General features: G+C 71.3%; 2 protein-coding genes. Both read left to right on the top strand.

Translation table 11 applies throughout. From position 1 onward, the window contains the following. The coding region (locus ACH0AE_RS17875; RefSeq protein ID WP_406876178.1) for a ribbon-helix-helix domain-containing protein at window positions 1–204 on the top strand (204 nt) is incomplete at its 5' end. Window positions 205–570: 366 nt separating this feature from the next. After that, on the top strand, window positions 571–1,121 hold a 551-nt coding region (locus tag ACH0AE_RS17870), incomplete at its 3' end, for an SDR family NAD(P)-dependent oxidoreductase (protein WP_406876177.1).

Raw genomic sequence — 1,121 nt, 5'->3', positions numbered from 1 at the left:
GCGATGCACGGCGAGGAGGGCGCCGCCCCCGCGCGGCCCGAGAGCCGGGTGGGGCGCAAGCAGATCGCGGGGTTCTTCACCCCCGAGATGAGCTTCGCGATGCACATGCTCGCGCGGCGCCAGGGCCGCAGCCTCCAGGCGCTGATGGCCGAGGCGTTCAACGACGTGCTGAGGAAGCACGGCGAGAGCCCGATCGGGGAGTAGCGGGCGCGCGATCAGCCGCTCGCGGTCGGCCGACGCCCCATGTCGCCGCGTGGTCCTGCGCGCGGCGCACCACGAAGGTTTAGATCGGACGAGCCGGCAGTCTCGAACCCACGCGTTGGACGTGCCGGCCATCTCTTGCTCTCGGGGCGTCGCGCATGGCGACCGCCGCGCTGTTCCCAGCCCCATACGGGCTACGAGCGCCGGGTGTTGCCGCGTAGTGCGTCGCGGCCTATCCTTCGACACGCATATCCGTGGAGTGACCCGACGTGATCCAGCGGCACCGCTGAGGCGGCAGCGACGACAGTGACGATGCGGCCGGGGGTATCCCGCCGGGTCGGCCCTTTTTTCCTGGATCACGGGATCATCATGCAACGACTGAACAACAAGACGTGCGTCGTCACCGGGGCGGCGCGCGGGATCGGCCGCGCGATCGTGGCGCGCTTTCACGCCGAGGGCGGCGACGTCGTCCTGACCGACATCGATGCCGACGCCGGGGCGCAGGCCGCTGCGGCGATCGGCTGCCGCTTCGTCGCGCTCGACGTGCGCGAGGAGGACGACTGGGCGCGGCTGGCGGCGCACGTCCCCGTCGCCGACGTGGTGGTCAACAATGCCGGCGTGACCGGGTTCGAGGACGGCGCGGCCGCGCACGATCCCGAGCACGCCAGCCTCGCCGACTGGCGCGCGGTGCACCGCGTCAACCTCGACGGGACGTTTCTCGGCTGCCGCTACGCGATCGGTGCGATGAAGGCGAAGGGGGCGGGATCGATCATCAACATCTCGTCGCGCTCGGGGCTGGTCGGCATCCCCGGCGCCGCCGCCTATGCCGCGTCGAAGGCGGCGATCCGCAACCACAGCAAGACGGTCGCGCTCTACTGCGCGCAGCAGGGCTGGGCGATCCGCTGCAACTCGATCCACCC

The sequence above is a fragment of the Sphingomonas sp. 179-A 2A2 NHS genome (assembly GCF_045371305.1).
Taxonomy (GTDB): domain Bacteria; phylum Pseudomonadota; class Alphaproteobacteria; order Sphingomonadales; family Sphingomonadaceae; genus Sphingomonas.
The sequence above is the reverse complement of the archived record's forward strand: the minus strand, read 5'-3'. Positions and strand labels throughout refer to the sequence as shown.